The sequence below is a fragment of the Chthoniobacterales bacterium genome (assembly GCA_035274845.1).
Classification (GTDB): Bacteria; Verrucomicrobiota; Verrucomicrobiia; order Chthoniobacterales; family UBA10450; genus AV80.
This window is the reverse complement of sequence record DATENU010000019.1, coordinates 110963-135896: the sequence shown is the minus strand read 5'-3', so window position 1 is coordinate 135896 and position 24934 is coordinate 110963. Positions and strand designations below refer to the sequence as shown.

Sequence of the window (24934 nt, the reverse complement as noted above, 5' to 3'; positions counted from 1 at the left end):
TGTTACGCGCTGAGCCAGCGCTCCGAGGGGTGGTTATCTTTCGCGGGCGGCGACCCGCGAATCGACCGCGCCCAGCGGTTCGTAAAAGCGGAGCGCCTCTATGTTGCTGCCGAGTTCGCGCAGCGGGTAGAGGCCTTTTTTCGCGCCCGCGCCGGGGTCGCGGATGAGGTAATCGAATCCCTCCTTCCCGGCGATGACGACGAAGTGGGTGATGCCGCTCGGGAAACGCACGCGCACGATGACGGGATTGCCCCGCGCGAGGTTCGAATCGATGAGCTGATACGACGGCAAATCTTCATAGACATGGCGAACCCGGTCCGGCGCCCACCAGGCGGCGCGGTCCCAGTAAAGCCAGCCTTGCTCGGTGTAGCCGCTGGTGTCGGTGAGGAACCAATTCAACTGCTGCGGATCGACGTTGATGCCATACGATCTAAAGACCATGGCCGCGGAAGCGACCGCGCACCCAGCGCTGCCCATGGTGCCATTCTCTTCCATGCCGCCGAGCGGATCTTCGCTCCACTTTTCATCGCCCTGGCGAAAGGAAGGCACTGCAATCTCCACCCGATGAAAAAAGTAGCGGCCACCGCGCGGCGCGAGCGGCCGTTTCCAAATCCAATCGATGTAAACGCCCGTCACGGCGCCGAGGACGAACAGAACGAGAATGAAAAAGAAGCGCTTCAGAGTTTCGTACTTAAGTCCAGACGCAGCGTAGTTTCAATTGTAGCGGCGATCTCAGACCGTCGATCCGGTTCGGACAGGAACGAGGCGACGGTCAGAGACCGCCGCTACAAATCTGCTTTCTTCCATGCGCCGCGGACGTGCTCTGCTAGGTTCACCCATGCGACATCTTATTTCGGCAATTGTTCTCGCGCTGGCCTCGTCCGCGTTCGCTCAAACGGCTCCTCTGGAAGAGCGGGTGGCGAAGCAAAACGCGCTCTTCGACGAATTCTATGAAAACGGGCTGAAGAATTCACCCGAGCGCGCCACGGCCGTCGGCGATTACCGCTACAACTCGCAGCTCGGGCAATATTCGCTCGCGGACATCGCGCGGATGCACGGCGAAGCCAACGAATTTCTCAAGCGCCTCCAGGCAATCCCCACCGACGGGATGGGCGACAAGGACCTCCTGAGTCATCGGCTCCTCGAGCGGCAGCTCGAACGCGAAAACGTGAATTACGACCTGAAGAATTTTGAAATGCCGATTAACCAGCAGAACGGCGTCCACACCCGCCTGGCCGATTTGCCGCTGAGCGTTCCGCTCGATTCCGTGCCGCACTACCAGGATTACATCTCGCGGCTGCATCAAGTTCCACGCGTCCTCGACCAGGTGACTGAAGTGCTTCGCCAAGGCATGAAGGACTCCCTGATGCCGCCGAAGCTGGTGCTCGAGAAGTTGCCCGGCCAATGCGACGGCATCATTTCCGCGAACCCGTTCCTCCTGCCGAGCAAGAAGTTCCCGAAAGAATTCTCCGAGGAAGACAAAAAGCGGCTGACCGATGAGATGACGAAAGCAGTCAACGACGACGTCATGCCGGCGTACAAGAAGTTCGCCGAATTCCTGCGAAGCGAATACGACCCGAAAGGCCGTCCCGATATCTCCGTCGAGACGTTGCCCGACGGCAAGCGTCGTTACGCCGAAGCGGTCAAGATGATGACGACGCTGGAGGTGACTCCGGCGGAGGTGCACGAGCTCGGACTCAAGGAAGTGGAGCGCATTACGGCGGAAATGACCAAGCTGGCGAAGGCGCAGGGGAAGAACGACCTCGCAAGCTTCCGCGAAGCGATCAACAACGATCCGAAGTGGAAGCCGAAAAGCGAACAGCAAATCGTGGACGATTTTAAGAAATACATCGATCAGATGCAGCCAAAGCTCCCTCAGCTCTTCGGCCTGCTGCCGAAGGCGCCGGTGACGGTGGAACCGATCCCAGACTTCGCGAAGGCCGCGGCTACGCATTACGTCGGCGGAACACCGGACGGCAAACGCCCTGGCCGAGTGGTCGTCGCGGTGTCTGATCCGACGAAGCGTTCGCTGATTGACGACGAAGCCGTGGCCTACCACGAGGGCGTTCCCGGACATCACATGCAGATCAGCATTGCCCAGACGTTGCCTGACCTGCCGAAGTTCCGGCTCCACGGCGGTTACTCTTCGTATGCAGAAGGCTGGGCCTTGTATTCGGAAGAGCTCGGCAAAGAGATCGGGTTCTACAAAGACCCGGTGTCCGATTACGGCCGGCTGAACTCGGAGCTGTTCCGCGCGGTCCGGCTGGTCGTCGATACCGGCATTCACGACAAGAACTGGAGCCGCGAAAAAGTGATCGACTACATGCACGCCAACGACGTGGTCGATGCCGTCGCGCAAACCGAGACCGATCGCTACATTGCCTGGCCGGGTCAGGCGTTGGCCTACAAGATGGGACAGCTGGCCATTCGCAAGCTCCGCGAGAAAGCGAAGACCGAGCTCGGGGCAAAGTTCGACATCAAAGCCTTCCACGATGAAATCCTGAACGGTGGCTCGATGCCGCTCGATCTCCTCCAGGAACGCGTCGAGCGCTGGATCAAAGACCAGGGGACAAAGACAGCGAGTAAATAACCCGCGCTCTTGGAGCGGCGGTCTCCGACCGTCGACGACTCTGGCGCGCGTTCCAACGCCGCCCCCAACTTCGCTCGCTTCGCCTTGGCAGTCAGGCCGCCGGCAACGGACGTGGTAGGGACGCCGCGCCGCGGCGTCCGCTGCCTTCGATACCCGCGCGTCCAGAATCTTGACGGCTTAAAGCCGTCAAGATTATCCGGCTCTCGGCAATAACGAACTCTTGACCAAAGAAGGGCGCTTTCCCGTTTCGACAGGCTCAAGGCCCTGAGTCCAACCGAAGGGCAAACCGCCCATCTTCCATTCTGCCCGTGGCAAAACCAGGCGCGCAGCGCGAAAGGATTGACACGCTCACGCCTTTCTGAGAATCACCATTCATGAAACTCGCTCGTCGCACCCTCGCAATCAGCACGCTCGGTATTATCCTGATCATTCTTTTGATCCTCGCCCTCGGCGGGGGCTTTTATGGTGGTGGCGGCCTCTACTACGGCCCAGGCGGATTGCTCCTTCTCATCCTGATTATCCTTCTGGTGATGGGGAAACTGTAGGCCGCGCAAGCGAAACCGCACAGGCAAAAAGTAGTTTGCTGCGCCGTAACGGCCAGCAGGCCACGGCGCGTCGCGCTCTCTCTGTGCTCGCGGCAGCGCGCGCGTCGCGAATAGACTGCTTTTTATGATTTACCACTGCATTCGTCACACGACATTTTTGACTGTGATCGTCGGCCTTGGTCTGACGCTGGCGTTAGCCTTTCAAAGGGCGGAAGCCCAGTCGGCGAAGAAAGTGCCGGCCAAGGAGGCTTCGCTGATTGCGCATCTTGTGAAAGAAGCCAACCACCCGGATTCTCATGGGGAGGAAGACTTTTATCTCGTGGTCACGATCGGGAAAACCGAGTACACCGCTGAGCTTGCCTCCGGCCGGGTGGTTAGCCAAAGCAAGACGGAAAATCCGAGCGGCGGATTCGCCGGTGCGTATGCCGAAGTGGGTCTGAGTCTCATGCACAAAGACAAGCGGAAAAGCACGCAGAGCACTGCGCAGATATTGAAATTACGCGGGACGGAATGGAAGAGAGTTGCGCTCTCCGAAGGCGATTATCAATGCGAAGACCTGAAAGGAATCCCGAAAAGCATTCTTAAAGCGTTGAAAGTTGAGTGTAATTGAGGTGCTGAGCGCCAAGCTGTAGCGGCGGTCTCGGTATCACTGTGATAACCGCGGATTGCGCGGATGACTCGGACGGGCAATTTGCTGCCTCGCATGGTGTTAAAGTCACCCCGGGTTCGACGATCCATTTCTCTTGTCTCCATACGACGGATACCAAGACATCGCTTTCACACGGGAATCGGAACTTATTGTCGTGTGGATGGCGTTAATGAGCGCCGAGAGCTCCGGCTCTTCGCCCGCTCCAAATAACCGCGAAAGAAAACCGAGCGTTCGTGGACAGCTTATCTCCCATGTCTGACCATCAACGAAATCAAAAGCGACCATGATCTCGTATTCACGCGGACCGGAGGGGCACCGCACGAAATGAGCGAACTCCTGATCCTCCGGCTCTGTCGGGTTGAAGCCTTGGGCGCGGAGACCCGCAACGAGCACCATCGCCACGGACCCAGCACCAGATTGGCCCGGCTGAGGAGTTGGATAGTCCGCCTTAAATCGGAGATACGTGCGTGTTCGAATAAGGAGAATTAGACGGACGGACTCATCGAAAGCGAACATTTTTTCCTCGCCCTGAGCAACGAGCGAAACGACAGAAGCCGCCCCGGCGGACCAGGGCAGCTTCATCGCGTGGTTGATGTTTGGTTAGGGTTTAGTTGTTCGCCGGACGGCCGGTGAGCCGCAGGCTTTCGAAGTTTTGCAGGAAAAACGGCTCGAGGGGGGAGCCATCAGGCTTGCGGGTGTAAGTCAGGAATTGATCGGGGGCGATGCCACCGTCCCGCGGGTCGTTGATGACCGGGCAGAAGGCGTAACGGACTGGATCGTTTTCCGGCCGGAGCGTTTTCGTGATGTAACCCTTCGAGTAAAGGTTATCAATGTCGCTCACGGTGCGAATGATCGCGGTCCCGTCGAGGTCGCGGCCGTTCTTCGCGGCGAGGTCGTTCATCATCTTGATCCCGTCACGGGTATTCAGCGCCTTATCGGTGTAACTGATCCAGACGTGGACCCACATGCCGAGGTGATTGTTGCTGAAGTAGCCGTTGCGCATATCGAGAATAACCGACTGCCGCGCGGCCCCGAGACCGACCGGGTTTGTGCCGCGCTTCGGGAACACGTATTCCCGGCTGGCGTCGGCAATCTGCCGTTCGCGCTGCCCGGCGGCATCCGCAGTGAAGGTAGCGACGCTGGCGCCGCCCATCACGCTGAAGTACCAGATATTGCCGCTATGATCGTAAGCGGGCGAAGTACTGAGCGCCCGGACATTGCGCTGGTACCAGAAGATCGGCGTATCTTCCGCCGCGTTGGGACCTGGCTGCCGGCGGCCGGAGATAGCGGCGGGGTTGATGCCGTTCTGCATGTAGTAGGCATCCGTGAAATCGTAAAGACGATCCTCGACGTCGGCCTGAGTGATAGTGGGAATCGCGAGGAGCGCGAGCGCGCCTAACGACAGGTTTTTGAGCAGTAGTTTTGGTTGCATGGGGGCGACAAATACACGCCTGACATTTACCTGGCTATCCGTGAAAAGTAACCCAGTTGTTACCCTGCGAATTTTTCGTCTGGCGTGTGCCCATTAAGGTTCTAGGCGGCCCACAGGGCGCGGCTACAGAAGACGGCGGTTTGGAAAGCGCCGCTCCTTGGTTTGCCTCGTCGAGCAAACATCGGAGCGCGAACGCCACAGCAAGCCCCCTACCAGATCTTTACCCGCACATCATCGGCGCGGAACATCTTGTCGCCGGGTTTAATGTCGAAGGCTTCGTAGAAGGGGACCATGTTGGTGACGGGGCCGGTGACACGGAGGAAGCTCGGGGCGTGGACGTCGGTTTTGACGCGGACGGCGAGGTTCTCGGGGCGGATCTGGTTCATCCAGCTTATGGCCCAGCCAATGAAGTAACGTTGCGCAGGGGTGAAGCCGCCGATCGTTTTGCCGCTCTTGTATTGCTCGGTTTTCTTGAACGCGTCCCAGCCGATGGTGATGCCGCCCAAGTCGGCAATGTTTTCGCCCTGGGTGGCGCTGCCGTTGACGTGGATCGTGCCGGTGGCGATGTAGTCGTTGAACTGTTTCACGATCCCCTCGGCGCGCTTCTTGAACTCGTCGGCGTCTTCTTTCGTCCACCATTCCTTGAGATTGCCGCGCTCGTCGAACTGGCGGCCTTCGTCGTCGAATCCGTGGGTGAGCTCGTGCCCGATGGTGCTGCCGGCGGCGTAACCGTAAACGATGGCGTCGTCGATTTGTGAATCATCGATGCCCGGCAGGATGAAGGCGGCGGCGGGCAGGATGATCTCGTTGTTGGAGGGGTTGTAGTAGGCGTTATAGGTCTGCGGGGTCATCTCCCATTCGGTGCGATCGACCGGTTTGTGGAGCTTGGCGATCTCGTACTCGGTCTGCCAGATGTTGCCCCGGACGCAATTCATCAGGTACGACGTGCGATCGACGTGGTAGGTGGAGTAATCACGCCACTTGTCGGGGTAACCGACCTTTTTCACGACGGTGGCGAGCTTGCCGAGGGCGCGTTCCTTGGTCGGCGGCGTCATCCAATCGAGGGCGCGGATGTGGTCGCCCATGACGGTGAAGACTTCGTTCGTAAGTTTCGTGTAACGTTCCTTGGCCTGCGGAGTGAAATACTTCTGCACATAGAGCTGGCCGAGGGCGTAACCGAGATGCTCTTCCTCGGCGTCGAGCACACGTTTGAAGCGCTCCCGCTGTTTCGGCGTGCCGTTCAGGATCGTGCCGAAGAAATGGAAGTTCTCGGCGTCGAACTTGCCACCGGCCTTATCGGCGAAGGTGTGGGCGAGCGCCCAGCGCAGGTAAGTTTTCCAGTTCTCGAGCGACTGGCTGCCGAGGGACGATTCGACCTGCTTGAAAAACTCAGGTTGTCCCACGATGACGCCGTCGATGCCGGTGATCCGCGCGGCTCCCAGGAATTCCCGCCAGCGAATCGAAGGCGTGATCGCCGTGACCTCGTCGAGCGACATGGCAATGTAGTTCTTCTGCGGGTCGCGCAGGTCTTCGAGCTTGCGGGAGGCGCGGGCAAGCTCGGTCTCGAGACGCATAACGGTGTCGGCGTTAGCTGCGGCCTGTTTAGCATCGTCACCGAGGAGGGCGAACATGCGGGCGACGTGTTTCACATATTCCGTCCGCAGCATGGTGGCGCGGCTGTCCGTATCGAAGTAGTAGTCGCGATTCGGGAGCCCGAGGCCGCCTTGGAAAAGGTGAAGGACATATTTGTCGCTGTTCTTTTCATCCTGGCCGATCGCCGGGGCGAACATCGCGTTGACTCCGATGTACTGGAGGCGCGCGATCGTTTCGAGGAGGCCATGCTGGTCCTTGATTGCGGCGATCCGTTCGAATTCCGGCGCGAGCGGCGTAAATCCCTGCTTCGCGTTTCCGGCTTCGTCCATCCCGGCCGTCCAAAAATCGCCGATCTTCTGCTGGTTCGAACCGGCCGCCGCGGCTTTGTCGGCCGCCGCCTCTTTATTCAGGGCGACGATCCGATTGTAGGTTTCCTCCTGGACGACGTGAGAAATTCCCCAGGATTTCTCGGACAGCGGAATCGGATGCGCTTTGAGCCATTTGCCGACGGCGAAATGAAAAAAGTCATTCCGCGGCGAGACCGAGCGGTCGATGAACTGGTCGAGGTAGTTCTCGGCCGTGGCGGGCTTCGTTGTCTTGTCAGGCTTGGGGGAAGGCGCGGGTGGTTTAGCCTGAGAAGAAACGGAGAAGAGCGCGGTCGCTATCGCGACGAAGAGGATCCTTTGCATAGATTTGGTGTGTTTTTGCAGCCAGGGCGAGCCCGCAGTCGCGCACGATACCAGCGCGCCAGCCGCGCGCGAGAACTGATTCAGGCGCGGAAACGCCTGCCCAAGTCCGGCAGGAACGCGGTGAGGAGGCCGATGAGCGGCAGGTATGAGCAGACCTGGAAAACGAACGAAACGCCATGGTGATCCGCAAGCGCGCCAAGGACCGCCGAACCGATGCCGCCCAAGCCGAAGGCGAGACCGAAAAAGAGGCCGGACATGGTGCCGACTTTGCCTGGCACGAGCTCCTGCGCATAGACGAGGATGGCCGAAAAGGCTGAGGCCAGGATGACCCCGATGACTGCGCTGAGGACGGCGCACCAGAAGAGATTCGCGTAAGGAAGCGCGAGGGCGAACGGCGCGACGCCGAGGATGGAGACCCAGATGACGGCTTTGCGCCCGATGCGGTCGCCGACTGGGCCCCCGAGAAAGGTGCCGGCAGCGATAGCGGCGAGGAAGATGAAGAGATGCAACTGCGAGTCCCGCACCGAGAGGTTGAATTTTTCGATCAGGAAAAACGTGTAGTAGCTGCTCATGCTCGCGAGATAAAAATACTTCGAAAAAATAAGCACGATCAGGATGCCGAGGGACAAAGCCACGCGTTTGCGGGTCAGGCCGGTCTCGCGATGCAGGGAAGCGGGCCGCCTGGCGGCATGATGACGGCCAAGATAGTCGCGATACCAGACACCGATCCGCGAGAGGACAATAATGCCGGCGAGCGCGAGTGGCGAAAACCAGGCGATCTGGCTGCGATAAACGACGATCGCCGCGGCGAGGAGTGGCCCAAGAGAGCTGCCGGCATTCCCGCCTACCTGGAAAACCGATTGGGCAAAGCCGAAGCGTCCGCCTGAGCTCAGGTGCGCGACACGCGACGCTTCCGGATGAAAAACGGAGGAACCGATCCCGACGAACGCGACGGCTATGAGGAGGAGCCCAAGATTCGGTGCAATCGAAAGCAGGACCAGACCGGTCAGCGTCGAAGCCATTCCGAGCGCCAGGGAAAAAGGCTGCGGATGTTTGTCAGTGAATGCGCCGACGAACGGTTGGAGCAACGACGCGGTGAGCTGATTCGTGAGGGTGATCAAGCCGATGTGGCTGTAGTCGAGCCGCAGCTCCATTTTCAGGATTGGATAAATCGCGGGGATCAGCGACTGGAGAGTGTCGTTAACGAGGTGCGCGAAACTCAGCGCGAAGAGAACGCCGAAAACCGGTGCAGCCGGGACCGCTGCCGGCTCGACATCGTCGTCGACGCAAGCCGGCGGGCTGTTCGCCGGCGCTTCAGTCGTGGGACGCATCGCGATACTCTGAACGCGCTCGCGCTCCGCGTCGCTGGAGAAAATGATCGCAGAACAAGGCTGGCCCGGCGTTCAACTTCTCGCGCGTCTTCAAGCAGACCACCGGCACGTCCCCGCTTCAGTTTGTCACCCGCGAAGGAATCACCCGCGCCCGTCAAGAACAACAGCGGCTCGCGGGCGGCGCGCTTTTTTCGGTCAGGGTTGGCCGCCGAAGGTGACGTAATCGTCGAGATCGAGCAGGTCGAACCACGTCTTGATGTCTTCGCGGGTGGTCGAGAATTTGGCGACGGCTTCGGCGAAGAACTGCAGCGTTTCGGCGTCGCTGTCGGAGCTGCGCTGGATCTGGTAGTTGCTCCATTGCGCAACTTCCCACGGCTCGCGTGGCGTCTTCGCGTTGGCTTGCACCCACGCGAGCATTTCGCTGTCGCTCTTGCCGGTGGCGACTTCGGCCTTCAGGGCAGCTTCCTCGATGCCGGTGAAGTTCAGGAAGTGCCGGTCCATGCTTTGGGCGCCGAAACGGAATTCGCCTGACTTACCTGCAATAGTCGCGCGACATTTATCGAGGATGCGGGGCAGCAGAACGTAGCCGCCGAGCGTGACGCGCGGGCTGCGGGGTGGGCGTTGAGTGAGATCGAGAGAGGTAAGGTTGCTCATATGTTTGCAGGTTTCATTTTACTTCTGTCCGCCGGAAACGAGCACGGCCTGGCCGGTGATCCAACGGGAGTCTTCGGAGGCGAGGAAGACAGCGACGGGGCCGATGTCGTCGGGCTGCCCGATGCGGCCGAGTGGCGTCTGCCCTTCGACGATTTTTTGGAAGTCGCTGCCGGCGATGCCGGCGGAGTGGAAACCTTCGGTTTCGACCATTCCGGGATTGAGCGAGTTCACGCGGATCTTGCGGGCGCCGAGTTCTTTCGCGAGCGAGTTCGTGATCGCATCGACGGCGGCTTTGGTCGCGGAGTAAACCGCACCGCCGGGCTGCGGACTCACAGAGACAACGGAGCTGATATTAATGATGCTGCCGCCTTCATCGCCGAAAGCTTCGGCGGCCTTTTGCGAGGCCAGGAGAAGACCGAGGACGTTTACGTCGAACTGCTTATGGAAGTGCTCCTCCGTGACTTCCGTCAGGGGCTTGAAGTCGAAGATGCCGGCGTTGTTGACGAGAATATCGACGCGGCCGAAGGCACTCTTGGTTTCGGCAAAGAGGCGGTCGATGTCGGGTTTCTTCGCCACGTTCGCCTGCACCGCGGTGGCTTTGCCGCCGCGCTTGATGATGGTATCCACGACGCGGCCCGCGCCTTCTTTGCTCGATGAATAATTGACCACGACGGACGCGCCGGCCGCGGCGAGATGGGTGGCGATGGCTGCGCCGATACCTTTGGAAGCTCCAGTGACGATGGCGACCTTGCCGGTGAGTTTGCTCATGATGATTGGGTTCTTTCTTCTGCCGGACGAACCGAGGCGCCGCACCTTGCGCCGCCTGCTTGATCTTCCGCTATAGTTCTGAACTTACGAACAATGGAACAAGTGTCAAACTGTGATATCCTTACCGCATTCATGAGGCCTCTTTTTCATCCTTCGATCGAGGACGTGACCGTGGAAGCAATCCTCCACGCCCTCTCCGATCCGGTGCGCGTCGCGATCTTTTCGCAGATCGCGAACTCGCAATGCTCGCAGCGTTGCTCCGACTTCCTGACTGTAGTCGACCGGGACATTCCGAAGTCGACCCTCTCGCAGCATTTCACGGCCTTGCGCCACGCCGGCCTGATCCGCGGTGAGCGCCGCGGCGTCGAGATGCAGAACACCTCACGCTGCGCCGAGATCGAGCACCGTTTTCCGGGGTTGATCAAAGCGATCATCCACGCGCATAAGATCCAGTCCCGCGCCCAACGACCAAGCAAAAAGCCGCGGAGCAGTGCGCCAAGTCGTTAATCCGCACGTGAATAGTCGAAGCGGGCGTAACCGAGGGCAATCGTTCCTTGCAACGTCTGCTGCGTCGCGCCTTGCCATGATGCGGATCACCCGCGCCCAGCAACTCATCCGCGCCGTAACGGCTGCGAAGCAACGGCCGGGCTTTCCAACCAGGCGCAGCCTGATCGAGATTGGCCTCGACGTCGGCTACAAGAACCCAAGCCATTTCGCGCAGGTTTTTCGACGGATGGTCGGTGTTAGGCCAACGGACTTTCGGAGCGCATTATAGTCGGGGTCGTAGGTTGCTTCGCTATGTACTTCTTCAAGTATCGCACCGCCGGACACCTCGAGTTTAGCATGCTCCGCAGGGGCGAAATTTACTTTCCGTCGTATGCGGAGCTAAATGACGCAAACGAGTTTCGTCCCCACTTCGTCCTAAACGGGACCGAAGAGCTCTGGCGCCGATTGTCGAAGTTTGTGTTGGAGCGAGTTTGCTTTGGTCCAGACTTTTATCGTGAAGAACGCTCGCGAGCTATCGGCGAACTGCTGCGCTTGAGTGAACCGATCGCGCACCAGCTAAAGAAGTTCGCCCGTAACCGAGATCTAAGCATCGACGTATTCAGGAAAGCGTTTCTCGCCGCACTAGCTGAGGTTTCGCGCGATACGGCTCTGGAAATTAACTGGACATTGTTCACAGAGCTGGCTGCGGATGTGATCACCAAGCAGCTACCTCGATCACTGGAAGAACAGCAGTACGTCGCGTCATTCTCTACGGACGCGACTAACCCCACGATGTGGGGCCACTATGCATCGGCCGAATCTGGCTTCGTCGTTGTCTATGAGAGTACGGACTGCACTATTCACGTGAACTCTCCGATTACGGTCCTGTCGGGCAGTCGGCCGTCGGCGAACGTGATCGGGGCAACGGAACTCGGGTTCTATCGAGACGAACACCTCAAACTCCATCGGGTCGTCTATCGGCACATGCCGCCGAAGGTGAACGCCTTTCACCGACTGATACATCAGTTCTCATACTCTGAAGAGGAAAGTCATTACGACGTCCCGGAGCAGCTGTACGGCGATGCTCCGAAAAAAAAGGATAGCATCATCGGTCTAGTGAAGTTCACGGATTGGTCGTACGAGGACGAGGTTCGAGCTTTTTTCCCGAATTGGGGCGTCGTTCCCCCGGACATCCGAGTGCTTCGAGTTTCGCCACGGCAAATCCGCGGACTGATCTTTGGACCCAGAATGTCGCAGTCCGATAAAGCGAGAGCCGTCATTTGCTGTCACCTGATGGTTGCATCAGCTCCGCGAGAAGCGGGCGAAGTGGAAGAACAGGGGGAGCTTAGCTTTTTCCAAGCACGTCAGCTAACCGACCGCTTCGCGTACAAAATTTTACCTGTCGGTGTCCTTGAAGGGTCGTTTTTTCACGACATTCTGCCGATCAAGGAGATCAACGAATTGGACGAACCGCGCGCGGCGAAGCTACGCGAAATGGCAAGCGTTCTCGAGACGTCGCGATTGTCGCGTCGCCGGCGGAAGGCGCTCGAAGCGTCGTAAACCACGCTTCGCTAGTTTCCCGCAAGAACGCAACAGTCGGCGCAATAACGCAAGAGCCGATTCGGTCACGCGAGCGACGGTGTGATCAATGAAACCGCAGTCGATCAGGCCCCTGAAGACCAGCGTTCTGAGCACGGCGGGCAAAAAGAAAACTCAAATGAGATTGGTCCCGGAAGCGTAACGGTTACCTGCGAATTGCCCTAGAACCAAAAGGAACCGAGTATGCAGCCATCTGCATTCAGCGATGCTTTCTCCCCGCACATTTCTCAAGAGTCGGAAGCGCAGCTGCGTTCGCCCTCCGGGCGAAGGCAGTGACGAAACGAAAGGAATCCCATATGGAGATCAAAAGAGTTGGTTCGCAATCCTCCCGACAGGGACCGGACGACTGGTTTACCGGGAAAGTTCGAATTGATCCGTTGTTTTCGGCGCCGGCACCGGCTCGCGTCGCCGGCGCGAGGGTGACGTTCGAGCCGGGGGCCCGAACGGCGTGGCATACCCACCCCCTGGGCCAAACGTTGATCGTGACCAGCGGCTTCGGCCGAGCCCAGTGCGAAGGCGGACCGATTGAGGAAATCCGGCCCGGCGACGTGGTTTGGTTTGCGCCCAATGAAAAACACTGGCACGGCGCATCCCCCGACACCGCGATGACGCATATCGCGATTCAGGAGTCGCTCGACGAGAAACTTGTCGAGTGGATGGAGCAGGTTACCGACGAGCAATACTCCGCCGCCTGATGGCGGAATTTCCAAGGTCCAAAACCCAAGCTCCAAATAAATTCCAAGTTCCAATAGATCAATTTCGCAGCGTCGCCGTTTCGAGATTTCGTCCTTCTCTGTTTCACACCGTTGTTTCGAATTCGAATTTCGATATTCGAGTTTCCTCCCGTCTTGAGATTTTCGCTTTCCCTGGGATTTGGGATTTCTGCTGCCGCTTGCCGAGAGCGGCAGCAGTGCTACACTCCGCCCCGGGCCGCTTCCTCATGGAACCCGAACTGAAAAGAGTCGTCCGGCGCTACGCGATCTTTCTCGTCCTCTTTTCCATCGCCGTCTATTTCTTCACCGTTTACGGCGCCGAGATCTTCGCGGTGCTCCTCCACAAATCGCGCGCCTACACCCCGCCGCAGTTCCTCACCTGGCTCAGCCTCGCCTCCAGCCTTTCCGTGGCCGCCGCTTTCTGTGCCATGCCATTTCTTCTTTTCCGCATCGTCCGGGAACGCTCCGACGTTCCCTTTGGCTGGGTTGTTCTTTGCCTCGCGGGGTTTCTCTTTCTTTCCGGCGCGTCCGCGTTCCTCGGACTGCTCAACATCTGGTTCCACGGGCCCATCGCCATCTGGACACTCGTGCTCACTCATCTCGGGAGCGCGTTGCTCGCCGTCGCCACCCTGCTCATCCTCCAGGCGCTCGTCCCGCGCATCCTCACCATTCCCACTAAAGCCGAGTGGCTCCACCTCCAGAAGGACGTCATCCGGGCCGAAGCGCGCGCTGAAGAGAAGGATAAACTCCTGGCCGCTGTGAGCCACGAGTTGCGCACGCCGCTGGCGCCGCTTCTCGCTTCGTTGACCGAGCTCGAACACCGGCTCGCCTCCTCGGCCGATACTGAGATCAAGGACTGTCTCCAGGTGCTTCGGACCAATGTCCAAAAGGAAGCCCGGCTCGTGAGCGCCCTCATCGAGCGTCTGGAGATTCCAGGCACCCCGCCACCATCCGCCGATCTCGAGCTGCCGGCGGCGGACCTCGCTCGTCCGCGGCTCCTGTTAGTGGAAGATCATCTCGACACCCTGCGAATTTTTGCCCGGTCCTTGCGCCGGCAAGGATTCGAGGTCCAGGAAGCCAGCTCCGTCTCCGAAGCCGCGGCGGCGGCGCGGCGCGGTGATTTCCTCATCTCCGACATCGCGTTGCCCGACGGGGATGGCTGCGAACTGATGCAACGCCTGGCGCCGCTCGGCGTGGTAGGCATCGCTGTTTCCGGGTTCGGAACCAGCCGCGACCAGGAACGCTATCGCAACGCCGGGTTCGCCGAATCGTTCGTCAAACCCGTCGAGATCCCACAGGTAGTGAGCGCCATCACCCGCGTCCTGTCGCTCGCCAAGCCCTGAGCCCGGTCGAAGCTGACAGCGCCACGCTCTTTCGGGGGGACAGGCAACCCATTACCCTCGAGACATGCCCGCGATAAGAAATCGTCAGCGTGTTCTCGGCCTGGTCGAGAGTGACGCGAAACATTGCTATTTCGTTTCGCTCAAGGCGCGCCCAACAAGGCAGGCGTAACCGGCAATCATCAACATCGTAATAAGCACAACCAGGTAATCCATATTTTGATCTCCTTTCCCAGGAAGAGTCTCTCTTCCGGGCGGCCGGGAGGCTCACCGCGGGTTGGCTTTGGTTGGGCAAAAATTGCGAACCACGAACAAGTGACGTCGGGAACAAGAAACGCCCAAGTTTTCCCAAGCCCGGCGCAGCAAAGCGCCCGTCCCGGCGGCAAGATGGTCGCATGACAACGACGACTTTATCGGGACACGAAGTTCGAAAAGAAATCACGACCCCGACTCTGCGATTCAAGAAAATCCTGGCGCCGCTCGATTTTTCCCCCGCCTCCGAAAACGGTTTCAGATATGCGATGCGCTGCGCGGAAGAGTTCGGGGCCAAGCTCACCCTGCTTCACGTCGTCGAGCCCCTGCCGTCTGTCCGTTTCGCCGCCATGCCTGGCGTGATCCCCTTTCCAGAAATCAATTTTACCCAGGCCGAAAAGAACCTGCGCGCGCTGACTGCTGCTGAACGCACAAAAAATTCCGGGCGACCAGACTGGACAATCCGGACCGGCGTTCCGGCCCACGAAATCGTGGAAGCAGCCAAGGAAGCGGACGTCGACCTCATCGTGATCGCGACCCACGGTTACACCGGCTGGAAGCATTTTTGCATCGGCAGCACCGCCGAACGCGTCGTTCGCGCCGCGCCCTGCCCGGTGCTGGTGGTGCGCGAAAAAGAACACGAGCTCTCCTGATCACTCCATGAAAAGACACACTGACACCGAACCAATCGCTCCCCGGGTGGCGTTGCACCCTTTTCTCGCCGGCATGAATCGGAAGGACCTGGCGCTCCTGGCCGACTGCGCCATGGTGGTCCGGTTCGAGCCGGGGCAAATCATTTTCCAGGAAGGCGAAAATGCCAATCGGTTTTACCTTATCGAAAGCGGCCGGGTTGCCCTGGAATCGACGGGTGCGCCGGCTGGAACGGTCGAGATCGAGACCGTCCATGCGGGCGAGTTGCTCGGCTGGTCGTGGATGTTTCCGCCCTACGCGTGGCATTTCACAGCGCGTGCGATCGAGCCGACGGTCGCGATTTTCTTTTACGGCACCATCCTTCGTGATTACTGCGAACGGAATCATTCTCTCGGCTATGAGCTCTTCAAGCGGATGACCGCGATGATGGTGAAACGATTGGAGATGGCCCGAACGAGAATGCTGTCTCCGGAGCGGCCGTTGGTCGAAGCACGTTGACACTTTATCCCGACAGCGAGAACATCGGCGGCATGCCGGAAACGAAGGCCGCGGACGGCACGATGGCGAGCAAGCAACTGGTCGAGACATTGCTGAGGTCTCGTTTGTTTCGGGATTACGAAAACGTTTTTACCAAGGCGACCGGGCTGCCCCTCGCGTTGCGGCCCCTCGAATACTGGCAGCTCGAACATCATCAAAAAACGAACGAGAACCGCTTCTGCGCGTTGCTCGCGGAAAAGCCGGCCACACTCGCCGTGTGTCTGCAATCGCACGCCGAGATCGTCCAGCACGCCGGGGCCAGGCCCTGCACCGAAACCTGCCCGTTCGGCCTCACTGAGACAGCGGTGCCGGTCCGGTTGGGCGAAAAGACAATCGGCTTTCTCCGGATCGGCCAGGTTCTCCGACGTTCGGCGATCAAAAGCGACAAGGAGCGCGCCGCCTCCAGGCTCAAGGAGTGTGGAGTTCCCTTTGCCGGCACCATTCGCAAAGCCTGGAAAATGACGCCGATCATCCCGAAGGACAAATACAGCGCGATCGTGCGGTTGCTGACCTTCTTCGCCGAACAACTCTCAGCCTTGATCAATCAGATCGTCCTGGAGCAGCAGAACGCCGAGCCGCCGCTCGTGCAAAAAGCGCGCGAATACATCGAGCGCCACAAAATGGAACCGCTCTCCCTTGCCGCGGTCGCCCAGGCCTCCGGCGCGAGCGTCTTTCACTTCTGCAAAGTCTTCAAGAAAACGACCGGACTAAAGTTCACGGATTACGTTGCCCGGGTCCGCCTGGAGGACGCGAAGAATCAACTGGCCAACCCAAGCCGCCGGATCAGCGAAGTCGCCTACGACGTCGGGTTCCAGTCGCTGACCCAGTTCAACCGGATGTTCAAACGCGTCTTCGGTCAATCCCCCACGGAATTCCGCGCCCGACTGCACAGCGGCCAGCGAAAACCCCGGGCAGCCTGACGGTCCGGGCTTAACGGGCAGCGCAGGTCTGGCAGTTACCACTGCATTTGCCGGATCCGGATTTTTGTTCAGCGGGATGAGGATGACCCCACACATCGCAGCTGCACGATTTTGAATTGTGGGACGCGGAATCAACGTTACCGGCACGCACGAAACCTTCTGCCGATTTGGTAACGAGCGAAGCCGAGTCGGCTGTCTCAGCTGCGAACAAAGGCGCAATTGCTTTCATAAAGCAAATTGGAGCCTGAGCCGGGCGAGCTTACTGCGCCGTAATTGTCATTTGATGCGCAGAAATTGCGGAGTTCGCGATCGCTTCGATCAGCGAGCGGAAACAGGCTGGCTTCCGTCAGGCGTCGCCGCGGGCTGGCAAATTATTTCTGGATGCCGCCGGTGTGACACTCGGCGCAGGAGAAATCGGAGTAATCGGAATCGATGTGAAAGAAGTTGTGTCCTTTAAAGTTGATTTGATCGAGCTGCTCGCCCGCGCCTTGGGCCAGGATCAGGTGACACGAGCGGCAGTCGTTGGCGCTGATCGAAGTCTTCCCGTCCCCCGCCATGTGTTTGCCGTCGTGACAGCGGAAACAGCCGTTCCAGTTCTTGTGGCCAATATTGTCGGGATGGGTTCGCCAATCCGTCTTCATCTCGGGAAAGAAATTCTGGTGATAGATCGCTTTCGCCGTGCGGATGATGGGCTCGGAGACAGCCGCGTCCGGATAGGCTTCGCGGAGGGATGCGGTAATGCCGTCGTCGGCCTCCCTGGAGGTGTTGTAGGGTTTCACCAGGGCGGCAACGACCTTGGATTTCACCCACGGCGTTTTTGAATTGAGGTTGCCGGTGCTCAGCGCGAGATCCACGGCGTCGTTTGGCGCCTGGAATTGGTGTGCCGGGCGAGTATGGCAGTCCAGGCAATCCATGCGCTGGACTTTATGTTTGGCGGGATCATCGGTGAACTCTGCCGTCCGATATTCGGTCACCACGCCCTGCTTGTTCGTCAGGCGGACCCAGGGAATTGTTTCGAGCGTCTTATCCGTGGCGATGTACTCGATCTTGTTGGCGATGTTCATGTGCCAATGGATTCCTTCCGCGGGGCCGCTGGCCGGATCGTTGCCGCCGACGTTCAGGAGCATACGGACGGTGAACGGAGTGTTCTGCTCATCCGAGAGGTAATGAGGATAACTCCGAACGATGTTGCCGACGTAACGTTGCGGCCAGTGGCACTGTTCGCAGATCATCTGGGGGGGTCGCGGGTTGGCTTCGCTCACGAAGATCGGCCGGGGGAAATCGCCCAGGGTCCAGTGATAAAGCTGCTTCACCCCGTTCAGCTTTGTCTTGAAAAAGGCCGCCGCGCCCGGTCCGACGTGGCAATCGACGCACTCGACATTGGCGTGGATACCATGCTGCGAGGCGACCCATTCCGGCTGCATCGGAACGTGGCAGGCCTTGCCGCAAAACTCGACCGACTCCGTGTAATGGTAGGTCTCGTAACTGCCAAGCGCAGTGAGGAAGAGAAACACCACCGCGCCGCCGGAGAAGAGCAACAGCATCCGGCGATCCCGTGGCCGGGCGAAGTCGATATGAATCTTGAGCGGGCCTTGTCGAGCCAGCCGTTCTTGCCGTCTGGCCAGGAGCGCACCGAACAAGGCGACAATCGATCCGAGAATGAAAAAGAACGGTGCGACGACGTAAGCGAGAATGCCGACGTAGGGGCTCGAGCGCACCGCGAACAGATCGACGGCGAAGAGAAACAGGAACGCGAACGTCGCGCTCGCCGCGAGCAACAGCCCGCAATAGCTGGTCCAGTTGTGAAAATGCCGGGTAAAAGAACGACGAGGTTCTTCAGCGTCCGCCATTCACGCAGGCTCTTTTGAAGATTATTTCTTCAGGCCACGCACGTAGGCGACGAGCGCCTTCGCGTCAGCCTCGGACAGTTTGTCCTTGAAGCCTTTCATCTTGCCGCTGCCACTCATGATCGCCTTCATGGCGTCAGCATCGCTGAACCCTTGCTCCTTGGTGTAATCCTTCACCCCGAGCTTTTTTCCCATGGTGGTGGCGCCGTTGCCGTTTGCGCCGTGGCAGGAAGCGCAATGCTGGCTCCAGTTGGCCTTTGCGTCGGCTCCGAACGCCATGCTCGCGCAAAGCGACATGGACGCGATTAACAAAGCAGTCTTACTCAATGTTCTCATCGTTAGGTCCCCTTGGTTAATGCTGTCAGTTCATTCTGGAATGAAAACCGCCTGCGGGGCAAACCAAAAGACTGCGCAATTCTTCCGACGCCAGAGACCGCCGCTCGGAATTAGTCGTTCGTTGTTTCGATGGCCAGCTCCGGAGACACGAATTGGTCTCGAGCGCGTTTCCGGCGCGGCCCATCCGGAACAACGCGAAAACTGCGCCAGCGCTCGAGGGGCATCGCGGCGGCAACCATCAGCGCGAGCTGGCTGGCGATAAAGCCACAGAGCCACGGGAACGCCTTTTCCATGAATCCGTAGGAATGCAGGCCGACGCCGAGCATGTTGACGCCGAACCAGGAGAAACTGGTCACTATATTGCCGAAGATGGCCATGATCATCAGCCCGCGCGCGCGGACGAATCCACCCCAGCGGGCGTGCAAAATGATCGCGCACCAGAGAACGATCAGGACCGCGCCGTTCTCCTTTGGGTCCCAGCCCCAGAAGCGGCCCCAGGATTGGTCGGCCCAGATCCCGCCGAGGACGGTGCCGACGAAGCTGAAGAGAGTGGCGAAACAAACGACGCCGTAGGTCATTCGAGCGAGGGAATCGGCGGTCTGCTTTTTGAGAGAAGAAGTGAACACACCCCGGACGATGTAAATCATGGCCAGCATGCCGGCGAGGAACATGGCGGAATAACCGGTGGTGATCGCGACCACGTGGGTGGCGAGCCAGATGTTGGTGTCGAGGACGGCCTGCAACATTTCGAGGGTGTCGCCGCTACCCGCCAGGTGATGCGCAATGATAAGAGTGATGAATCCGATCGCCCCCGCGCAGGCCGCGCCGATTCCGTCACGGAAAATGCGTTCGAGAATCAGCGAGACGATGACCGCGCCCCAACCGATGAAAATGGCGGACGAATAGAGGTTCGTGACGGGTGGGCGTTCCTGGAGATACATCCGCGAAATCAGCCCGAAGGTGTGGACCGCGAGCGAGAGAAGGAGGAGATAAAACGCGGCGCGATTCAGCGGGCGGTTCCAACCGAGCCACGACCCGCAGGCCAGGAGAAACGCGAGCACGTAGAGATACATGCTGTGGGTGAACGGATCGACGTGGTTGAAGAGAAACTCGAAAGAGGACCGCTTGGTTGCCGTGGCCTGATCTTTCGCAAACCAGTCCCGAAGCGCGGCGACACGCTGATTGAACGCGGCTTGATCGCCGGCGTGATAGGCGTCGCCGATCTGGGCATACGTCTGCACGACTGGATGGATTTCACCAGTCGCCGGGGCCAGGGAGAGAACGGCACCGACGGATTGCCACTGCGGGCCCTCCGGGGAGGGAACGGTGAGGATATAGGCCATGTTCGAAAGGGTTTCGTAGCGCTCCATGAATGCCGCCACCGCTTCGAGCTTCGACTTGTCGAAATTTTCTCCCATCTCCCGCTGCCGCGCGGCCTCCGCCGCGGGAGAAATGGCGGCGGTGTAAGCGGCGAGCTCCTTGGAAAAATCATGCGCGTCTTCCGGGCGCAGACTGTTCTTTAACTTCTGGAAAAGGATGAGCGCGTTCCGCAGATTCATGACGGCGCTTTGATAGGCTGAGCGCTGGACCGACTCGAGCTTCTCGGATTGCTGGCCCTGTTCGTCGATCTGGCGGAAAAATGGCGAGAGCTCCACGAAGCTGAAATATTTCCGGTCGCTTTGTTCCCAGCCGAACAGGCCGAGGACCTCGGCGTTCTGGATAACAAAAAGCGGATACTCATCCGCTACCGCCGGCTTGAAAAGAAGGTCGGCGAGCCATTCCATCGCCGTGATCGTTTGGCCGTTCGTTAGCTGGAGTGTCTGTTTCCCGTGAATGATGAGCAACGAATTGCGCGCCACGGTGTCGATCGGCTTAACGCGGCCGCCCACGAGCACCGGAATTTTCCCAAAGGCCACGAGGTCCGGCTGATTGCCGGTTGTTTTCGTCGGCCACCAGCTCGTCACGACCCAGAGGGCCGCGAAAGCCAAAACGAGCCATGGAAAATGTCGTTTCATGTGGCAAGGGCGCGGCGGCGTCGCGAGAAGCCGATCAGGTGCGATCCGAATTGCACGAGCAGACCGATCCCCACGATGATGCAGGCGAGATAAGGCGCGAGAAAGCTGGGATTACGCACAACCTGCAGAATCGTAGTGCGATCGTCCCGCTCGAATCCAGCCTGGTAGTAGGTCTCACCGCGATAGCGGAGCGGGTGATTCATATAAATCAGGACGTTTCGATTCACATCCCGCTCCGGATCGATCAACGTCACCGTGCTCGCGAAGTTTTTTGGAATTTCGGTTCCGACATAACGCTCGTGGGTAAATTTCTGGAGTGTCACGCTATATGGTTTGTAATAACGCGCCGGCCGCATCGCGATCTGCCAGGTCTTTCCGCCAGCCGTAAATGTTTGCGGCGCGCCGAGAGCATCGGAGACCAGCCACGTTCCCAGCGAACCCTCCGGCCCGAGAATTTCAATCACCGCGGTGACGAGATCGCGGTCGTTTACGCCGGTCGCGCGCGGAGCCGGCTCGACCACGACCTGCGCGCCCGGCCCTCGATTCGCGATCGGCTTCCGGCCTTCCCCTGCTTCACTCGCCATCTTTAAACGCGAGTTTTGAAAGAAATTCCGGACCGCGATCCGGAAGGGCAGGCTCTTGTGTTCGATGGTTCCGCCCCGACGCAGCAACGCTTCGGGAATCGCAGTCACCTGGTCGAGCTCGGCGTCGCTGGTGTCGATGACGGCCAGCTCCATTCGGCGAGAATCTTCCGAGTAATTTTTGGTGTCCCCCCAGTTCAGCCGCATATGGCTCTCGACCGCGAACAGGTCCGTGAACAAGCCTCCCGCGAGCATGATGATGAGCCCGGCGTGGGTGAGATGAATGCCGAGCTTGCGCCAGTTCCATTGAAAACGCTTGGCGTGCGCCGCGATCAGGTTGACCAGCAGCACCCCGCCAATTAAATGGCCGCCGGGAAAAATCGGAATGCGAAAACCGCGGCCTTCCGCCGGCCACCAGACGAAGAGGCTTTGGAAGTAACGCTGCTGCGCTTCCCAAATACCGAGGTGCACCTGCGCGATCGTGCCGGCGAAGATGAGGGCCATGGCCGCGGCCAGGCAGGCAATGGTCAGCTTCAGGGAAGGGATGAGGGCAACGAACTTGCGCAGCATGGTCAGAAGCGAATCGATTGGAGGAACGCCGCGAACTTAGGCTTCTGCTCTTCGACCAGGGCGGACGGCCCGGTCAACTTGAAAAACCAGCTCCGGCCATCGTGCCGGGTCCACGCCGCCAGGACCCGGGCGGACGCGCCGGCCATATCGACCGTGGAAATATGGAGATCTCCGGCGTGAACCGGAACGATAATCGGATCGACGGAAGCCAGCGGGCCCAGGCCGATCTGTTGCCGCCAGCGGTTGACGTTATCCGCGTCGCTCCCGCCGTCGCCGGGAAAGGTGACGACAGAAATATCCACCTTCTCGCCATTCTTCTCCGCGGCGAAACTGGCGTAACGCATCGCGGACGCCGGCGCGGAAGACCACTCCGCGGGAACGTCCCATTGGATCTGCGGCTTGTCGGAACTCGGCGGCGGCGCCATGGCATCGGCGGCGGGCGAGGAAGCATTTGTCGGCATGGTCGCGTCGAGCGGAGGGGGAGTTGATTCCAGGGGCGCCTTGGAAACGCGATAGACTTTTATCTGTTGATCGTCCCGGTCGCAGGCCGAAAAGAGCGCGGCCGCTAGCGCCACGAACAGAATTGTTCCTCGGATTGCCACCGCTCGCACCGGATTTGGCCGACGCCTAGAAGCGGAAGAGCAAACTCGAGAAGATGGTGTGCGCTTCGTAGTCGTTATGCCCGCCGGATGTTTCGTCACGGTAATGGTAATAACCATACTGCAATTTCACCCGGACGTTTCGCATAATTTCCCGGCTAATGCTCGCCCCAACTGTGTGCTGGGTCGCCCCTGCCCCGTAGGGCATCCCGACGATCGAAGTCCCTTCGTAATTGTCGGCGCGATAATAAGAATACTCGGCGTGGAAATCGGTCTTCCCATCCAGGGCAAACCCCATCGCGGCATTGGCAGTCCAATAATCGTTCTGTGAGTCGACAATGCTCGGCAGCGTGTTGCCGGTGAGAATGATGTCGGCCGGCGTGTCGGTCTCGTCCTTCACGTAGGAGAAACTGCCCTGGAAATAGAGCCGGGCCGTCGGGTTCCAGGTTATGCTTTCACTCACGATGTGCTGGGTGATGATGCCGGTCCGCAGCTCATCAAACACCGGGCCGGCGCCCGTCGTCGAGACGGCCCACTGGCTATCGAGGTTCGTTTTGACGTAATCGTAGCGCGTCACGAGCGAGACGGTGCCGGCCGCCTGCGGAACCTTTGGTCGCCAGGTCAGGCGGATATTGAAATCATCCGTGTCCCATTCCTGGTGGCGGAGCCGCTGGTTTTTCTCCGAGGTCTCGATCGGGGGCAGCCCTCCTTCCGAGAGGAAGGTGTTCTCGTAGTCGGTATTCTTATGATAATACTGGGCGGCGAAATTCAGCTCCGCCAGGGGATACCAGTTAAGGCCGATGATGTATTTCTGGTAGAACAACTCGGTGTCCTTGTTTTCGATTCCCCCGTCCACGCCGTTGGAAGCTTCATGCTCATGGATGTTGCCCCATTCTTCGTTCCAGTCGCCGCGGAGGTAGAAGGCCCAATTGTCGAGGCCGGTGTAGCGCATCTCGAACGTTTCCCCGAGATTATCGAATTCGTTCGTGCTGTCGCTCTCCCGTGGAGTCGGGTTCGGGATGTTGTGGAAACCGCCCATGGGATTTGTCGGGGAAAATGGCGCGACGTTTGCCGTGGTGTTGGTGTCGAGGAAAGTCGCGAACATGTCCTTGTCCTGGTGCGTGTAACGGAATCCGGCCAGGAGGCTGAGATTCTTAATCGGGATCCACATCAGATTGAAATTGCCGATGTGCTCACGACTCTCGGACATGCCGGCCAGGTTCAACGTGCCGTGATCGTTTGATTGCAGGGTCAGGATTGGATCCCCGTACATCGAGTCGTAGTCGCTGCCGATGATGCGCGTCCCGGAAATGTCCGCGTCAAGGGACGTGTAGGAATAGGCGGCGGTGGCCAGGAGCGTATCGCTCAGCCGGGTCTCCACGGTGAAATGGCCGTTGAAGGAATCCGCGTCGTTCTGGTCGCGCTGCGTAATGAAGCGCTGGGCGCCGGGCGGCGCGACGACCGGCGGCAGCTGGCCCGCGCCCCGCCACAATTGCAGACGGTCGTTCTGCTCGCTGTGCTCGTAACGCATGCCGGCTCCGAGGTCCGTGTTGCCGATCGTGTGGTTGATATCGAGCGAGAAGACGTGGCGGCTCTCGTCAATGTCGCGAAAGGCGGGAGCGATCTTGCGGCCGGAATTACTCGTTAGACCGGTCAGGTTGGAATCACCCCAGATCGTCGAATCCTTCCGGCCGTCGCGAAAGATATGCGAGTAATGGAAGGTGATCTCCGGCCATTTCGGGATCCGCAACCCGAGCTCAATCCAGGCCTCGCCGCGATCGAGGCGATCCTCGGGGCTCGTCGGCGGGAACCACAAACCGTTGCCCGGGAAGAAACCGCCATTGCCGTCATACCAGGTCCGAAACTCGGTGTAACCGGCGCGGACATAGCCGACGTCGGTCTGGGTGAAGCCCACCGTCACATCGTAGTCGTGAAGTCCAAAGAACGCGTGCCCGTCAACGGTCAGCGTGCCTTTGTCCATCGTGGTCTCGTAATGCAGGTCCGAGATTCCGCCGAAGACATCGCCCGAAAGACGTTGCTGCTGTTTAAACTGCGCGTCATCGCCTTTGATACTGAGCCCGCCAATGGTCAGCTCGACCCAGTTGGTGGCGGAGCTTTCTTCCTCCGCCGTGGTGGTGCCGTTCTCATCCACCTTGGTTTCGCCGGCCGACACCGGCAGCGCAGAAACGAATGCGCTCAGCGCCCAAACGCCGGCGATGAGGAGTGAGCGTTTCATT

General features: G+C 59.4%; 23 protein-coding genes. 11 read left to right on the top strand and 12 right to left on the bottom strand.

Annotated features, from left to right (window positions below; genetic code table 11):
- Window positions 1-33 precede the first annotated feature (33 nt).
- The gene (locus VJU77_13250) at window positions 34-636 is read right to left on the bottom strand and encodes a C39 family peptidase (protein ID HKP04313.1); all 603 of its coding nucleotides are present in this window, start codon (window positions 634-636) and stop codon (window positions 34-36) included.
- 202 nt (window positions 637-838) lie between these two features.
- Between VJU77_13250 and VJU77_13245 the strand changes: the two genes are divergently transcribed.
- The 3 genes from VJU77_13245 to VJU77_13235 all read left to right on the top strand — a co-directional run bounded on the left by VJU77_13245 (window position 839) and on the right by VJU77_13235 (window position 3745).
- A complete protein-coding gene (locus tag VJU77_13245; GenBank protein ID HKP04312.1) occupies window positions 839-2590 on the top strand; it encodes a DUF885 domain-containing protein in 1752 nt (583 codons plus the stop codon).
- A gap of 374 nt (window positions 2591-2964) precedes the next feature.
- Window positions 2965-3135: a hypothetical protein gene (locus VJU77_13240; GenBank protein HKP04311.1), complete on the top strand. Its 171-nt coding sequence runs from the start codon at window positions 2965-2967 to the stop codon at window positions 3133-3135.
- 124 nt (window positions 3136-3259) lie between these two features.
- Window positions 3260-3745 carry a hypothetical protein gene (locus VJU77_13235; GenBank protein ID HKP04310.1) on the top strand — a complete coding sequence of 162 codons (486 nt, stop codon included), beginning with the start codon at window positions 3260-3262 and terminating at the stop codon, window positions 3743-3745.
- 646 nt (window positions 3746-4391) lie between these two features.
- On the opposite strand, the gene VJU77_13230 is transcribed toward VJU77_13235, so the two are convergent.
- The 5 genes from VJU77_13230 to VJU77_13210 form a co-directional block, all read right to left on the bottom strand.
- A complete protein-coding gene (locus VJU77_13230) occupies window positions 4392-5216 on the bottom strand; it encodes a hypothetical protein (GenBank protein ID HKP04309.1) in 825 nt (274 codons plus the stop codon).
- A gap of 209 nt (window positions 5217-5425) precedes the next feature.
- The gene (locus VJU77_13225; protein ID HKP04308.1) at window positions 5426-7498 is read right to left on the bottom strand and encodes a M13 family metallopeptidase; all 2073 of its coding nucleotides are present in this window, start codon (window positions 7496-7498) and stop codon (window positions 5426-5428) included.
- Between the two features lie 80 nt (window positions 7499-7578).
- Window positions 7579-8829: an MFS transporter gene (locus VJU77_13220; protein HKP04307.1), complete on the bottom strand. Its 1251-nt coding sequence runs from the start codon at window positions 8827-8829 to the stop codon at window positions 7579-7581.
- Between the two features lie 195 nt (window positions 8830-9024).
- Window positions 9025-9483 carry a DUF5069 domain-containing protein gene (locus VJU77_13215; GenBank protein HKP04306.1) on the bottom strand — a complete coding sequence of 153 codons (459 nt, stop codon included), beginning with the start codon at window positions 9481-9483 and terminating at the stop codon, window positions 9025-9027.
- Window positions 9484-9501: 18 nt separating this feature from the next.
- The gene (locus VJU77_13210; GenBank protein ID HKP04305.1) at window positions 9502-10251 is read right to left on the bottom strand and encodes a glucose 1-dehydrogenase; all 750 of its coding nucleotides are present in this window, start codon (window positions 10249-10251) and stop codon (window positions 9502-9504) included.
- A gap of 132 nt (window positions 10252-10383) precedes the next feature.
- Here VJU77_13210 and VJU77_13205 point away from each other — a divergent pair, with 132 nt between their 5' ends.
- From VJU77_13205 to VJU77_13170, 8 genes are all read left to right on the top strand, one after another.
- The gene (locus VJU77_13205; protein HKP04304.1) at window positions 10384-10758 is read left to right on the top strand and encodes a helix-turn-helix domain-containing protein; all 375 of its coding nucleotides are present in this window, start codon (window positions 10384-10386) and stop codon (window positions 10756-10758) included.
- Entirely contained in the window at window positions 10742-11026 is a 285-nt protein-coding gene (locus VJU77_13200; protein ID HKP04303.1) for a helix-turn-helix domain-containing protein, read from the top strand. The genes VJU77_13205 and VJU77_13200 overlap by 17 nt, the downstream gene beginning before the upstream one ends.
- Window positions 11027-11202: 176 nt before the next feature.
- Window positions 11203-12297: a DUF2971 domain-containing protein gene (locus VJU77_13195; protein ID HKP04302.1), complete on the top strand. Its 1095-nt coding sequence runs from the start codon at window positions 11203-11205 to the stop codon at window positions 12295-12297.
- Between the two features lie 335 nt (window positions 12298-12632).
- Window positions 12633-13031 carry a cupin domain-containing protein gene (locus VJU77_13190; GenBank protein HKP04301.1) on the top strand — a complete coding sequence of 133 codons (399 nt, stop codon included), beginning with the start codon at window positions 12633-12635 and terminating at the stop codon, window positions 13029-13031.
- A gap of 245 nt (window positions 13032-13276) precedes the next feature.
- The gene (locus VJU77_13185; protein ID HKP04300.1) at window positions 13277-14392 is read left to right on the top strand and encodes a response regulator; all 1116 of its coding nucleotides are present in this window, start codon (window positions 13277-13279) and stop codon (window positions 14390-14392) included.
- A 392-nt stretch (window positions 14393-14784) separates the two neighbouring features.
- On the top strand, window positions 14785-15294 hold the full coding sequence (locus VJU77_13180; protein HKP04299.1) for a universal stress protein: 510 nt from the start codon (window positions 14785-14787) through the stop codon (window positions 15292-15294).
- Window positions 15295-15301: 7 nt separating this feature from the next.
- Window positions 15302-15790, top strand: a complete 489-nt coding sequence (locus VJU77_13175; protein HKP04298.1) for a cyclic nucleotide-binding domain-containing protein — start codon at window positions 15302-15304, stop codon at window positions 15788-15790.
- Window positions 15787-16749, top strand: coding sequence for a helix-turn-helix domain-containing protein (locus VJU77_13170; GenBank protein HKP04297.1), 963 nt, complete (start codon window positions 15787-15789; stop codon window positions 16747-16749). The genes VJU77_13175 and VJU77_13170 overlap by 4 nt, the downstream gene beginning before the upstream one ends.
- 371 nt (window positions 16750-17120) lie before the next feature.
- Here VJU77_13170 and VJU77_13165 read toward each other — a convergent pair whose 3' ends face one another.
- The 6 genes from VJU77_13165 to VJU77_13140 form a co-directional block, all read right to left on the bottom strand.
- Window positions 17121-18599, bottom strand: coding sequence for a NapC/NirT family cytochrome c (locus VJU77_13165; GenBank protein ID HKP04296.1), 1479 nt, complete (start codon window positions 18597-18599; stop codon window positions 17121-17123).
- A gap of 21 nt (window positions 18600-18620) precedes the next feature.
- Window positions 18621-18932: a cytochrome c gene (locus VJU77_13160; protein ID HKP04295.1), complete on the bottom strand. Its 312-nt coding sequence runs from the start codon at window positions 18930-18932 to the stop codon at window positions 18621-18623.
- A 110-nt stretch (window positions 18933-19042) separates the two neighbouring features.
- On the bottom strand, window positions 19043-20947 hold the full coding sequence (gene ccsA / locus VJU77_13155) for a cytochrome c biogenesis protein CcsA (protein ID HKP04294.1): 1905 nt from the start codon (window positions 20945-20947) through the stop codon (window positions 19043-19045).
- Window positions 20944-22098 (bottom strand): cytochrome c biogenesis protein ResB, encoded by a 1155-nt coding sequence (locus tag VJU77_13150; GenBank protein ID HKP04293.1) that lies wholly within the window; start codon window positions 22096-22098, stop codon window positions 20944-20946. The genes ccsA and VJU77_13150 overlap by 4 nt, the downstream gene beginning before the upstream one ends.
- Before the next feature lie 2 nt (window positions 22099-22100).
- Entirely contained in the window at window positions 22101-22673 is a 573-nt protein-coding gene (locus VJU77_13145) for a hypothetical protein (GenBank protein ID HKP04292.1), read from the bottom strand.
- A 52-nt stretch (window positions 22674-22725) separates the two neighbouring features.
- Complete coding sequence (locus VJU77_13140) at window positions 22726-24933, bottom strand: hypothetical protein (GenBank protein HKP04291.1); 2208 nt, start codon at window positions 24931-24933, stop codon at window positions 22726-22728.
- Window position 24934 lies beyond the last annotated feature (1 nt).

Coding starts and splice junctions, on each gene's coding strand:
- VJU77_13230 (HKP04309.1), bottom strand. CDS start 5,216: ATGCAACCAAAACTACTGCTCAAAAACCTGTCGTTAGGCGCGCTCGCG.
- VJU77_13190 (HKP04301.1), top strand. CDS start 12,633: ATGGAGATCAAAAGAGTTGGTTCGCAATCCTCCCGACAGGGACCGGAC.
- VJU77_13235 (HKP04310.1), top strand. CDS start 3,260: ATGATTTACCACTGCATTCGTCACACGACATTTTTGACTGTGATCGTC.
- VJU77_13160 (HKP04295.1), bottom strand. CDS start 18,932: ATGAGAACATTGAGTAAGACTGCTTTGTTAATCGCGTCCATGTCGCTT.
- VJU77_13240 (HKP04311.1), top strand. CDS start 2,965: ATGAAACTCGCTCGTCGCACCCTCGCAATCAGCACGCTCGGTATTATC.
- VJU77_13205 (HKP04304.1), top strand. CDS start 10,384: ATGAGGCCTCTTTTTCATCCTTCGATCGAGGACGTGACCGTGGAAGCA.
- VJU77_13140 (HKP04291.1), bottom strand. CDS start 24,933: ATGAAACGCTCACTCCTCATCGCCGGCGTTTGGGCGCTGAGCGCATTC.
- VJU77_13225 (HKP04308.1), bottom strand. CDS start 7,498: ATGCAAAGGATCCTCTTCGTCGCGATAGCGACCGCGCTCTTCTCCGTT.
- VJU77_13210 (HKP04305.1), bottom strand. CDS start 10,251: ATGAGCAAACTCACCGGCAAGGTCGCCATCGTCACTGGAGCTTCCAAA.
- ccsA (HKP04294.1), bottom strand. CDS start 20,947: ATGAAACGACATTTTCCATGGCTCGTTTTGGCTTTCGCGGCCCTCTGG.
- VJU77_13220 (HKP04307.1), bottom strand. CDS start 8,829: ATGCGTCCCACGACTGAAGCGCCGGCGAACAGCCCGCCGGCTTGCGTC.
- VJU77_13165 (HKP04296.1), bottom strand. CDS start 18,599: ATGGCGGACGCTGAAGAACCTCGTCGTTCTTTTACCCGGCATTTTCAC.
- VJU77_13245 (HKP04312.1), top strand. CDS start 839: ATGCGACATCTTATTTCGGCAATTGTTCTCGCGCTGGCCTCGTCCGCG.
- VJU77_13180 (HKP04299.1), top strand. CDS start 14,785: ATGACAACGACGACTTTATCGGGACACGAAGTTCGAAAAGAAATCACG.
- VJU77_13185 (HKP04300.1), top strand. CDS start 13,277: ATGGAACCCGAACTGAAAAGAGTCGTCCGGCGCTACGCGATCTTTCTC.
- VJU77_13215 (HKP04306.1), bottom strand. CDS start 9,483: ATGAGCAACCTTACCTCTCTCGATCTCACTCAACGCCCACCCCGCAGC.
- VJU77_13150 (HKP04293.1), bottom strand. CDS start 22,098: ATGCTGCGCAAGTTCGTTGCCCTCATCCCTTCCCTGAAGCTGACCATT.
- VJU77_13175 (HKP04298.1), top strand. CDS start 15,302: ATGAAAAGACACACTGACACCGAACCAATCGCTCCCCGGGTGGCGTTG.